At 64.5% G+C, this 11,288-nt stretch carries 11 protein-coding genes; 5 read left to right on the top strand and 6 right to left on the bottom strand.

Annotated elements, in window-relative coordinates; genetic code table 11:
- Positions 1 to 10: 10 nt before the first annotated feature.
- From AC6LJW_RS25850 to AC6LJW_RS25875, 6 genes are all read right to left on the bottom strand, one after another.
- Positions 11 to 1,348, bottom strand: coding sequence for an NAD(P)H-dependent oxidoreductase (locus tag AC6LJW_RS25850; RefSeq protein ID WP_056559741.1), 1,338 nt, complete (start codon positions 1,346 to 1,348; stop codon positions 11 to 13).
- Positions 1,349 to 1,429: 81 nt separating this feature from the next.
- Complete coding sequence (locus AC6LJW_RS25855) at positions 1,430 to 1,990, bottom strand: 5'-3'-deoxyribonucleotidase (protein WP_498088641.1); 561 nt, start codon at positions 1,988 to 1,990, stop codon at positions 1,430 to 1,432.
- Between the two features lie 36 nt (positions 1,991 to 2,026).
- Positions 2,027 to 2,557, bottom strand: a complete 531-nt coding sequence (gene thpR / locus AC6LJW_RS25860) for an RNA 2',3'-cyclic phosphodiesterase (RefSeq protein WP_498088643.1) — start codon at positions 2,555 to 2,557, stop codon at positions 2,027 to 2,029.
- Positions 2,558 to 2,600: 43 nt separating this feature from the next.
- The gene (gene cheD / locus AC6LJW_RS25865; protein WP_498088645.1) at positions 2,601 to 3,479 is read right to left on the bottom strand and encodes a chemoreceptor glutamine deamidase CheD; all 879 of its coding nucleotides are present in this window, start codon (positions 3,477 to 3,479) and stop codon (positions 2,601 to 2,603) included.
- Positions 3,480 to 3,841: 362 nt separating this feature from the next.
- Positions 3,842 to 4,750: a cell division protein FtsX gene (locus tag AC6LJW_RS25870; protein ID WP_498088647.1), complete on the bottom strand. Its 909-nt coding sequence runs from the start codon at positions 4,748 to 4,750 to the stop codon at positions 3,842 to 3,844.
- Entirely contained in the window at positions 4,747 to 5,517 is a 771-nt protein-coding gene (locus AC6LJW_RS25875) for a cell division ATP-binding protein FtsE (RefSeq protein ID WP_056559731.1), read from the bottom strand. The genes AC6LJW_RS25870 and AC6LJW_RS25875 overlap by 4 nt, the downstream gene beginning before the upstream one ends.
- A gap of 293 nt (positions 5,518 to 5,810) precedes the next feature.
- Here AC6LJW_RS25875 and AC6LJW_RS25880 point away from each other — a divergent pair, with 293 nt between their 5' ends.
- The 5 genes from AC6LJW_RS25880 to AC6LJW_RS25900 all read left to right on the top strand — a co-directional run bounded on the left by AC6LJW_RS25880 (position 5,811) and on the right by AC6LJW_RS25900 (position 11,258).
- Positions 5,811 to 6,827, top strand: coding sequence for an amino acid ABC transporter substrate-binding protein (locus tag AC6LJW_RS25880; RefSeq protein WP_056559729.1), 1,017 nt, complete (start codon positions 5,811 to 5,813; stop codon positions 6,825 to 6,827).
- Between the two features lie 168 nt (positions 6,828 to 6,995).
- Positions 6,996 to 8,186, top strand: a complete 1,191-nt coding sequence (locus AC6LJW_RS25885; protein ID WP_498088649.1) for an amino acid ABC transporter permease — start codon at positions 6,996 to 6,998, stop codon at positions 8,184 to 8,186.
- A gap of 1 nt (position 8,187) precedes the next feature.
- Positions 8,188 to 9,288, top strand: coding sequence for an amino acid ABC transporter permease (locus AC6LJW_RS25890; protein WP_498088651.1), 1,101 nt, complete (start codon positions 8,188 to 8,190; stop codon positions 9,286 to 9,288).
- A 61-nt stretch (positions 9,289 to 9,349) separates the two neighbouring features.
- Entirely contained in the window at positions 9,350 to 10,090 is a 741-nt protein-coding gene (locus AC6LJW_RS25895; RefSeq protein WP_056559723.1) for an amino acid ABC transporter ATP-binding protein, read from the top strand.
- A 151-nt stretch (positions 10,091 to 10,241) separates the two neighbouring features.
- Positions 10,242 to 11,258: a Bug family tripartite tricarboxylate transporter substrate binding protein gene (locus tag AC6LJW_RS25900; RefSeq protein ID WP_427984256.1), complete on the top strand. Its 1,017-nt coding sequence runs from the start codon at positions 10,242 to 10,244 to the stop codon at positions 11,256 to 11,258.
- Positions 11,259 to 11,288: the final 30 nt, after the last annotated feature.

The raw sequence follows: 11,288 nt of genomic DNA on the forward strand, positions 1-11,288 counted from the left end.
CGGGCCGCTCCTACGCGAAGGTCTGCTCCATCTCGCGGCGGAACTGCACGGCGGTCGAGCGTTCGTCGTATTCCACGTCGCGCCAGCGGATCGCCTGCGATTGGCGTACGGGGTTCTTCAGCTTGACCTTGTTCGACAGTCCCAGCGGCAGATAGCCTTCCTCGACCGAATCGGGGGCCGGCATCAGGCGCCCGTACACCGTGTAGCCGCCTTCGCCATCCAGGATCTGGCCGGCCTGCAAATCGCGTTTGGCGGTGGCCACCACGTCGCCGTGCCAGCCAGCCGGCGCACCCGTCGGCTCGCGGCGCAGCCCCACGCTGGCCACGCTGATGCCCAGCTCCAGCCCGATCAGGTGGTAGGGCTTGTACATGGCGGTGAAGTTGCCGCTGGGATCCGTGACCAGGCCATATTCCTGGAAGCAGCGCCGCACGTAGTCGCTGTCGGCGGCAAGCGTCACGTACACGCCCCAGCGCAGGTCGCGGAACACCGGCCGGCCATCGCGTTCCAGCGACGAGATCACCTCGACCTGGCCGCGGTGGTGCAGCATGCCGCCGTCCTCGCGGGGACGCAGCACGCGCGCCAAGTCGTCCACACCGCACGGCGGAAAGTGCAGGCCCGACGGCGACGGCAGCAGGCCCGTGGCATTGGAGACGGCCGCCATCTCGATGGCGCTCTTGGTGCCGTCCAGGAAACTGTTGAACATCTGCGCATTGAAGTCGCCCGCCGCCACCATTTCCGCCGTGAAGCCGTAATACGGCCAGACGGTGTCGGGCGTGGACGTGTGGAACTCGGGCAGGTATTTGGTGCCCTTTCCGGCGGCCATGACTTCAAAGCCGCTGGCGCGCGCCCAGTCGACCATTTCGCAGATCAGGGCGGGCTGGTCGCCGTAGGCCAGCGAATAGACGATGCCCGCTTCCCGGGCGCGGCGCGCCAGCAGCGGACCGGCCAGCGCGTCGGCTTCCACATTGACCATGATGATGTGCTTGCCGTACTCGCAGCAGGTCAGCACATGGGTGATGCCGGCCGCGGCCTGGCCGGTGGCGTCGATGACGATGTCCACGTCGGGACTGGCGATGACGGTGCGCGCATCGTCGCAGAAATAGACCTTGCCGTTCTTGTACGCGTCATTGATGCTGCTGGCGTTGAGCGCGCCGGCGGGCCAGCCGACGCGGGTCAGCGCGGCGCGCGCCCGGTCGGGCACCAGATCCGCCACCGCGACCAGGCGCATGCCCGGCGTGCGCGGGGCCTGACTCATGAACATGGCGCCGAACTTTCCGGCGCCCAACAATGCGACTCGCAGCGGCTTGTGGTCGGCTTCTCGCTGCTTGAGCAGACGGTACAGATTCATGGCGCGGGCTCCTCCTGGGTGGGGCGTACGACTCCACAGGATAGTCCCAAACGATGACGCCTGAACAGGACTCAGCAGGACTCAGGCATCTGCCGTATAGAGCTCGCCGGCCAGCACGTTGCGCCAGTTCTGCCAGTTGATGCGCGCACGGTCCGTGACCTCGCGGTTGTAGGGCGCGTCAAACAGAATGTGCTTCCAGCGCGGCCGCACGGCGCCTTCGATGCGCGGCTTGTCGTCGATCAGAAGATTGCCGTGCACCAGCGTCTTGTCCTTGGTCAGGATCAGCCGGGTGGTGGCATCGCGGCCCAGGTGTTTTTCGACCCACAGGTATTTTTCGGCGACGCAGTTTTCAAACTGCGACAGCGGCGACGAGCAGATGCGCACATCCATCCCGAGCGCCAGCAGTTCCTTGACGGCGTCCAGCGCGCCGGGGACGGGCGGCAGATTGCGGATGAAGCCCGGCGCGGTGTAGATGGCCTCGGCCATCCCGCGTAGTTCGGGGGCGTAGTCCTCGCGGATGTAGAAGGACTTGCGGACCTCGAACGCCACGGGCGCGATGTCCGGGTGGCGCTCGCGCCAGGCGTCGATGAACGCGTGTTCGAAATCGGCCAGCACGCCGTCTTGATCCAGCAGGATGATCATGGGGGTCCCAATCGTTGGCAACCGTAGGATTGTGCCCTAGCCGCCGTGCGGCCGGGATTGCGCCACGACGCGGTAACGGCTACCGCCGGTCAGCGATTCGGACGCCACCAGCACCATGCGGTCGTAGCGCCAGGCCAGCGGCTCGGCCGGGTCGTCCGGCGGCTGCGCATGCGTGATGTTGCGCAGCAGCGTGACGTGCGGGCGAAACGGCTGGGTCGGCGGGGTCAATCCGTAGCCGGACAGCCAGTGCCAGAGATCGTCGTGGGCCTGTTGCAGGGCCGCGGGTGTCTCGGCCGGGCCTGACCACAGGATGCGCTGGCGGGTGAAGACCCCATAGCGGTCGAGTGGGACGGCGCCCGGGGCCAGACGGCGTTCGGGCGTGGCGGCCGCCAGCTCGTCAGCAAGGGCGCTGTCGACAGGACCCAGAAACGCCAGCGTCAGATGCAGCGTCTCGGTGCGCATCGCGCGTCCGCCCGTAACCAGCTTCGCGGCTTCCGCCCAGCCGGCCAGCGACGCCGCCAGTGGGAGAGACGGCCACAGCGCGTAGAAGAGACGGATGGTGGACATCCGCTGATTGTAGGGCGCGCCTAGCCGGCGCGGTGCCGGCCGACTAGGGCTTGGTGCGCCGGGTCACGCCGGTGTCAAAGCGTTCGACGCCCGGACGCGTGGCGGGACGGGCAGCCGAAGCCGAGGCCGTGTCGGCCGTGGCCGGCCGGTCAAAACGCTCAACGCCCGGACGGGCAGGGCGATCGAAGCGTTCCACGCCGGGGCGCGCGGCGGGTCGGTCGGATCGTTCGACGCCCGGGCGGTTCAGCCGCTCGACGCCGGGGCGATCCAGCCGTTCCACGCCCGGCCGATCAAACCGCTCGACTCCGGGCCGTGCAAAGCGCTCGACCCGTTGCGGCGTGGCCGTCTTGGCGGCCGCGCTTTGCGCCGCCTCTTGTTCGCGCTTGGCGATGATCTCTTCGGCGCGCTGGTGGTGCGGCGCCATCTTGCGCACCATCACCCGGCCGTCGCGCGGGAAGTAATTGATGCGGCGCGCGTGCACGTCGCCCAGATCCTGCGCCTTGACGGGGATGCCTTCGGTCTTGAGATAGTTCAGGACGAATTCGCCGTTGCGTTCGCCGATGTTCATCTGCTGCATGGCCGCCAGCACCGCGCCGCCGCCGAACACTTTGGCTTCCAGGCGGTCACGCGAGGCGCCGGCCTTGAGCAGTTCGTTGATCAGCACTTCCATCGCAAAGGCGCCGTAGCGCATGGTGGCCGACGCGGGCGACTGCATGTCGCCCTCGGGCAGCATGAAGTGGTTCATGCCGCCCACGCCCGTCACCGGGTCGTGGATGCAAGCCGCCACGCAGGATCCCAGCACGGTCGAGATCATCATGTTCTCGTTGGTGACGTAGTACTCGTTCGGGAGCACTTTCACTGCCTGAGATTGGAACGCGCTGTCGTAGTAATGACGCGTTGCGCGGGCTTCAAGAGCGGCCATTGGACTGATATCTGGGCAAAAACGGCGATTGAGACACTAGAAATGCGAGGAGAAGCGGCAATTGTGACAAAACATGTAAAAAAATGTCGCTTTATTCTTGCATATCCCGGCAGTCAATGGGAGAAAACTGTGTAAACACGACCAAAGCGTCGTTTATTGGAACTTCTCCTGTCGCCCGCAGGCAAAAAAGCCCGTGCGGATGGCAGGCACCCATCCTACACAGGCTGTTTTGTGGTCTTTCCCCGGATCACGGGGATGAAGGGGGTTCAAACGGAGGTTTAGACCCGCTGAGCTGAACGATAGGCGGGGAAAGCACGCCGAGCCGGACCGACCTCCCGGGCCGGGCCGGCAGATCTGCCGGCCTAGAACCGGGTGCTGCGTGTGACCGACCAGCGCGCAGACAGCGCGCCAAGCGCGGCAGACGCCACCACCGCGCCGATCAGGACGGAGGCGCCGGGCAGATGCAGGGCGAATTCAGCGCCGTAACTGCGGGCCAGCCCCAGCAGTGCCTCGTTCAGCGGAGACAGCGCAACGGACGCCACACCAATCGCCAGCAACGAGGCCAGGGCGCCGGATAGCGCGCCCAGGTACAGGAAGGGACGGCGCACGAAGGATTCGGTGGCGCCTACCAGCCGCGCCACGCCAATTTCCTCGCGTTGCGACAGCGCCTGCATGCGCACGGTGTTGAAGACGGTGGCCAGCACCACCACCGCCACGCAGGCGGCCAGGAAGCCCAGGCCGATGCGGGCAAAGCGCAGGATGGCTTCCAGCCGCTGGACCCATGCGCTGTCCAGTTGGACCAGGTCCACATGGTTCCATTGCTTCCAGGCCGAGGCTAGCGTGTCGGCGCGTCCGGCGAGGTTGTCGCCGTCGGCCAGCGTGACGACGACCGCGTCGGGCAGCGGGTTGCCCGGCAGCACGGCCAGCGCCTCTTGCCAGGCGGGGTTGGCGCGCAGATCTGCCAGGGCAGTTTCGCGGCCTACGACACGCACGGCGCGCACGTCTTGCGAATAGTCGTCCTTGATGCGCTTGGCGACGTCGGCGGCCGCACCGGCCGGGGCGTCCACGCGCATGTAGACCGTGACTTCCGGGGTGACGGACATTTCCCGCGCCACCGGTTGCACCGAGACCAGGATCGCGCTGCCCAACAGCGGCAGCGCCAGGGCAAGCGCCATCACCAGCAGGTTGGCGAGCGACGAGAAGGGTTGTTTGATCAGCCGGCGCAGGGTGACCAGCAGCGCGTAGCGGTGTTGCCGCAGCCAGGCGTTCATGCCGATTCTCCCGGATGGCCGAGGCCTGGCTCAGTGCGGCTGGCGCGGGTCGGTGCGGGACTGGCGGACGCCGAATGGGCGGCCGTGCCGTCACCCGGCGTCGCGGGGCCGTGGGAGTCCGCAAACTTGCCCGGCTCGATCCGCAGGGTGCGGGTGGCATAGCGGGCCATGAGTTCCTGGTCGTGCGAGGCGATCAGCGTGGTGACGCCAACGCGGTTGAAGTCGCGAAACACGTTCATGATGCGTTGCGCGTTGTCGTGGTCGAGGTTGGCGGTGGGTTCGTCCGCGATCAGGATCGCGGGCCGGTTGACGATGGCGCGGGCAATCGCCAGTCGCTGCTGTTCGCCGCCGGACAGCTCGATGGGGTTGAGGTCTTCCTTGCCCGACAGCCCAACCTTGTCCAGCGCGGCGCGGGCGCGCGACGCGGCGGAATCCCAGGGGTGGCCCTGCACGGCTAGCGGCAGCATCACGTTTTCGAACGCGCTTCGATCGAACAGCAGGTGTGTGTCCTGCAGGATGACGCCCACCGCGCGGCGCAGGTACGGCCGGGCGCGCGCGGGCAGCTTGTCCAGACGCTGGCCGTTCACCTGGATGGAACCGCGGCTGGCGGGTTCAAGCCCGCCGATCAGCTTGAGCAGAGTGGACTTGCCGGCGCCGGACGGCCCCGATACGAAAACGAATTCTCCCGCGCTCACGCGAAAGTTGATGTCGGCCAGGATATTGCGGCCGCGACCATATGATTTGAATACGTGCTGGAATTCGATCATGGCGGCTGTCAGATGAAGCCGCCATAGTAACTCGGGGACAGTAAGGTGGCCTACATCTCTTGGCGAGGGGGGCGAAGATCAGATTCATTCCGCCGGTTGAAACGCATGTTCGCAAAGCTGAAAACGCGTCCCTGTTTTTCGTCAAAAACAGCGTTTCATTTCATCCAGTGTCCCTATATTTCAAGGGAATTCCCGGATGCGCCGCCTGCTTTGCGGACGCTACCATCCGCCCCATGCGTGGGCCCAACCCGGCCCTTGCTTTGGATTCCGCTTCATCCCACACGGAGATCACGATGAAAGTATTGAAACTCGCTGCCATTGGCGCTGCCTTGTTTGCTGCCTCCTCGGCTGCCAACGCGGGCGCAACCTTCGATAACGTCAAAAAGAAAGGGTTTGTCCAGTGTGGGGTTTCGACGGGCATCCCGGGTTTCTCCATCGCCGACAGCAAGGGCGAATACAAGGGCATCGACGTGGACATGTGCCGCGCCATCGCCGCGACCATGTTTGGCGACGCCTCCAAGGTCAAGTTCACGCCGCTGAACACCCAGCAACGCTTCACCGCGCTGCAGTCCGGCGAAATCGACGTGCTGACCCGCAACACCACCGTCACGCTGACGCGCGACACGACCCTCGGCCTGATCGGCGTGGGCGTGAACTACTACGACAGCCAGGGCGTCATGGTCTCCAAGGACCTGAACGTCAAGAGCGCAAAGGAACTGAACGGCGCCACCATCTGCGTGCAGCCGGGCACCACCACCGAACTGAACCTCGCTGACTGGTTCCGCAGCCAGAAGATCGAATTCAAGCCGGTCGTGATCGACAAGTACGACGAAATCATCCGCGCCTTCTCGGCCGGCCGTTGCGACGCCTTCACGACCGACAAGTCGCAGCTCGCCTCGACCCGCACCACCCTCGAGAACCCGGACAAGTTCGTCATCCTGCCGGAAGACTTCTCCAAGGAGCCGCTGGGCCCGATGGTCCGCCAGGGCGACGAGCAATGGTTCAACATCGTGCGCTGGTCGCTGAACGCCATGCTGGAAGCCGAGGAATACGGCATCACCAAGGCCAACGTCGATGAAATGACCAAGAGCCCCAACCCCAACATCCAGCGCATCCTGGGCGTGACCCCGGGCATGGGCAAGAACCTGGGCGTGGACGACAAGTGGGCCTACAACATCATCAAGAGCGTGGGCAACTACGGTGAAAGCTTCGAGAACACGCTGGGCAAGAACAGCGCGATGAAGCTGGAGCGTGGTTTGAACGCTTCGTACAAGCAAGGTGGCTTGATGTACGGCTGGCCGGTGCGCTAACGCGCGGCTGCCTGGCATGGCGGAGCACGGCTCTCCGTCATGCCTAGGGCCTGTCTGCACAGGACGTGTATTCTGGACAGGCCCTAACCCGCCTTCGGGCGGGCGGCAGAAGTGGGTGGCGCGGCTTTTCCGGCATGCCACCCGGTGTCCGACTTCTGTAGATTCATCATGATGACTCCCAACAAAAACGCCCCGATTTCGGCACCCCCTCGGCGTCTGAACTGGAACGATCCCGGCGTACGCTCCGTGGTCTACCAGGTGATTGCGCTGACCGCGGTAGCCTGGGCCGTGTGGTTCCTGGTTTCAAACACGCTCCACAACCTGTCCGTGCGCAACATCGCCACGGGCTTCGGCTTCCTGAATCGCGAGGCCGGCTTCGCCATCGGCGAAACCGCCATCGCCTATTCCCCCTCAGACACTTACGGCCGCGCCATCATGGTCGGCCTGCTCAACACGCTGCGCGTGGCTGTCCTCGGCATCGTGCTGGCGACCATCCTCGGCACGCTCATCGGCATCGGCCGCCTGTCCAAGAACTGGCTCGTGGCCAAGATCACTTCTGTGTATGTCGAGGTGATGCGCAACGTGCCGCTGCTGCTGCAGCTGTTCTTCTGGTATGCGCTCATCACCGAGAACATGCCGGGTCCGCGCCAGGCGCACAATCCGCTGCCGGGCGTGTTCATTTCCAACCGCGGCCTCAAGGTCCCGGCGCTGGAAGGCAACTCGTTCGACTGGATGCTAGCCGGACTTGGACTGGCGATCGTCGCGATCATCATCCTGGGCCACTACGGCAAGAAGCGCCACGAGGCCACCGGCCACATGTTCCCGCTGGGCCGCTGGGCCATCGGCCTTCTGATCGGCTTGCCGTTCATCGGCTGGCTGGTCAGCGGCGCGTCGCTGACGCTGAACATGCCGGAGCTCAAGGGCTTCAACTTTGCGGGCGGTCTCACGCTGTCGCCGGAATTTGCCGCGCTGCTGGCCGGTCTGGTGATCTACACGTCGGCGTTCATCGCCGAGGTGGTGCGCTCGGGCATCCAGGCGGTCAACAACGGCCAATGGGAAGCCGCCGGCTCGCTGGGCCTGCCGCGCGCCAAGGTGCTGCGTCTGGTGATCCTGCCGCAAGCGCTGCGCGTGATCATCCCCCCGATGACCAGCCAGTACCTGAACCTGACAAAGAACAGCTCGCTGGCAGTCGCCATCGGCTACCCCGACATCGTGTCGGTGGTGAACACGACGCTGAACCAGACGGGCCAGGCCATCGAGGGCATTCTCATCATCATGGGCGCGTACCTCACGGTCAGCCTGTCGATCTCGATCTTCATGAACTGGTACAACAAGCGCATCGCGCTGGTGGAGCGTTGATATGAGCAGCACTACGCATACCCCCAGCGAGGCCCTGCCGCCGCCCAGCAATCAGACGGGACCGTGGGCGTGGCTCAAAACGCGCCTGTTCTCGTCGCCGCTGAACATTCTCATCACGGTACTGCTGGCGTGGTTCCTCCTGATGGCGGTGCCGGCGCTGGTCGAATGGGCTTTCATCAAGGCAAGCTTCGACGCGGCCAATGCACAGGAGTGCCGTGCAGCCGGCGGCGCCTGCTGGGCGTTCATCATTGAAAAACACCGGCTGATCCTGTTCGGCACCTACCCCTACGATGAGCAATGGCGGCCGTTGATTGCCACGGTCATCCTGGTGGCGGTGATCGTCTGCAGCGGCATCCGCCGCTTCTGGAACTGGAAGCTGGCCGTCATCTGGACGGTGGGCCTGACGGCCGTGGCGCTCCTGATGTGGGGCGGCGTGTTTGGCCTGACCTACGTGGAAAACGCGCGTTGGGGCGGTCTGCCGCTGACGCTCATCCTGTCCACGTTCGGCATCGCCTTCGCGTTCCCGATCGGCGTGCTGCTGGCTTTGGGCCGGCGCTCGAAGATGCCGGCCATCAAGGCGCTGTGCGTCGTTTACATCGAGCTGATCCGCGGCGTGCCGCTCATCAGCCTGCTGTTCATGTCGTCGGTGATGCTGCCGCTGTTCCTGCCGGAAGGCTTTTCGATCGACAAGCTCCTGCGCGCGCAGATCGCCATCATCATGTTCGCGGCGGCCTACATCGCGGAAACGGTGCGCGGCGGCCTGCAGGCCATTCCGAAGGGACAGTACGAAGGCGCGGATTCGCTGGGCCTGAACTACTGGCAGCAGATGCGCAAGATCATCCTGCCGCAGGCGCTCAAGATCGTGATTCCGCCGTTGGTCAGCATTTTCATCGCCCTGTTCAAGGACACGTCGCTGGTGGTGATCATCGGTATCTTCGACCTGACGCTGGCGGCCAAGGCAGCCTTGTCCGATGCGGCATGGCGCGGATTCGGGGTGGAGGCGTACCTGTTCATTTCGCTGATCTACTTCGTCTTCTGCTTCTCCATGTCCAAATACAGCCAGGCGCTGGAAAAACGCCTGGCCACGGGTCACGCACGCTAGCAATTTGCCGCGCGTCCGCTGCAAGGCGGGCGCGCAAAGCGATACTTACGGGAGTACAGGCATGTCGGATGCCATTATTCGTTTGCAGGACGTGAACAAGTGGTACGGCCAGTTCCACGTGTTGCGCAACATCAACCTGGACGTCGCGCCAGGCGAGCGCATCGTGGTGTGCGGACCCTCGGGTTCGGGCAAGTCCACGATGATCCGCTGCATCAACCGCCTTGAAGAGCACCAGAAGGGCCACATCATCGTGGACGGCACGGAGCTCACCAATGACCTGAAGCACATCGAGACGATCCGCAAGGACGTTGGCATGGTGTTCCAGCACTTCAATCTTTTCCCGCACCTGACGGTGCTGGAAAACCTGACGCTGGGACCCATGTGGGTGTTGAAGAAGCCGCGCGCGGAAGCCGAGGCCACCGCAATGAAGTACCTTGAGCGGGTGCGGATTCCGGAACAGGCCAAGAAGTTTCCGGGCCAGTTGTCGGGCGGCCAGCAGCAGCGCGTGGCAATCGCGCGGTCGCTGTGCATGAACCCCAAGATCATGCTGTTCGATGAGCCCACGTCGGCGCTGGATCCGGAAATGGTGAAGGAAGTGCTGGACGTGATGGTGAGCCTGGCCCAGGAAAGCGGCATGACGATGATCTGCGTGACGCACGAAATGGGCTTCGCACGCAAGGTCGCGAACCGCGTGATTTTCATGGACCGCGGCGAAATCATCGAACAGAACAATCCGGACGAGTTCTTCGACAACCCGCAGAACGAACGGACAAAGCTCTTCCTGAGCCAGATCCTGCACTGATCCGCCAAACCGCCTTCGGGCGGTTTTTCATTGGTGCGGGCTGCCAATCCCCGGAATTCCGGGCGTTCTTGCCGGTAGCCCTTTGTTACCTTCGTCACGGCGGTGGGGTATGCTACTGACCGCCATTGATCCGGAGTGAGGAGAACACACCATGTCGAACACCCCCCGCAGCGCCGTGCGCCGCGCCCTGTTGCAAGGCGCCGTGGCGCTGGCCGCGACCCTGCCTTTCAGCGCCCCGGCGTTGGCCCAGGCTGCCGATTTCCCCTCGAAGCCGATCCGCTTCGTGGTGCCTTACCCGCCCGGTGGTCCGCTGGATACGATGGCGCGCATGCTGGCCGAAAAGGTGCGTGGCTCGCTGGGTCAGCCGGTGATCGTGGAAAACCGTTCGGGCGCGGGTGGCAACATCGGCGCCGACCTGGTGGCCAAGGCCCAGCCTGACGGCTACACGCTGGTGATGGGCGCGGTGGCGACGCACGCGATCAATCCGTGGCTGTTCGCCAACCTGCCGTACGACCCGGTGAAGGATTTCGCGCCGGTGACGATCGTGGCGGCGGTGCCGAACGTGCTGGTGATGAACGTCGAGTTCGCGCAGAAGAACAACATCGAGAAGCTGGCGGACCTGATCGATTACGCAAAGAAGAACCCGGGCAAGCTGAACTACGGTTCGGGCGGCAACGGCAGCGCGGGCCATCTGTCGGGCGAGCTGCTGAAGGCGCGCGCGGGTATCAACGTCGAGCACATCCCCTACCAGGGCGCGGCGCCGGCGCAATTGGCGCTGCTGTCGGGCCAGTCGGATTTCATGTTCGACAATCTGGCGGCGTCGGCGCCGCTGATCAAGGACGGCAAAGTGAAGGCGCTGGCGGTGACGACGGCGCAGCGTTCGTCGTTGCTGGCTGACGTGCCGACCGTTGAAGAATCGGGCGTGAAGGGCTTTGACCTGGGCACGTGGTTTGGCGTGTTCACGACGGGCGGCACGCCGGCGCCGGTAGTGGCCAAGCTGAACAAGGCATATGCCGATGCGATGGCGCAACCCGACGTGAAGCAGCGTCTGCTGACCATGGGTTCCGAGGCGAGCTCGATGACGCCTGAGGCGTTTGCCGAGTTCGTGAAGGCCGAGAAGGCGAAGTATCAGGAGATCGTGAAGATCTCGGGCGCCAGCCTGAATTGATCTGAAGACGCACGCATTTCATTGCGTGGG

The sequence above is a fragment of the Achromobacter sp. 1012554356 genome (assembly GCF_059760815.1).